The sequence below is a fragment of the Fructilactobacillus sp. X2R5C2 genome, assembly GCF_059901375.1.
The window spans coordinates 1-384 of sequence record NZ_JBWXUX010000010.1; the positions used below are offsets into that span (position 1 = coordinate 1).

General features: G+C 40.4%; 2 tRNA genes. Both read left to right on the top strand.

Features of this window, described 5'->3' with window-relative positions:
• Window positions 1-111: 111 nt before the first annotated feature.
• Window positions 112-186, top strand: a tRNA-Ile gene (locus AC6UD2_RS06740).
• Between the two features lie 31 nt (window positions 187-217).
• Window positions 218-290, top strand: a tRNA-Ala gene (locus AC6UD2_RS06745).
• Window positions 291-384 lie beyond the last annotated feature (94 nt).

The following is a 384-nucleotide window of genomic DNA, read 5'->3' on the forward strand; positions in this document are numbered from 1 at the left end:
CCTGCGGCTGGATCACCTCCTTTCTAAGGAAAAATTCGGAAACCTTACACAATTAAAGTCTTGTTTAGTTTTGAGAGATCGACTCTCATCAAAATAAATGTTCGCGCTTTTGGGTCTATAGCTCAGCTGGTTTAGAGCGCACGCCTGATAAGCGTGAGGTCGGTGGTTCGAGTCCACTTAGACCCATCGTTACTGGTAAGTGACAATCGAATATTTTGGGGAATTAGCTCAGCTGGGAGAGCACCTGCTTTGCAAGCAGGAGGTCAACGGTTCGATCCCGTTATTCTCCATTGACACGTCAGTGTCAACTTTGTTCTTTGAAAACTAGATAATATTATTTTCTGTATTAATTATATTTTAATTATAATTTTAACCGAGAAATAA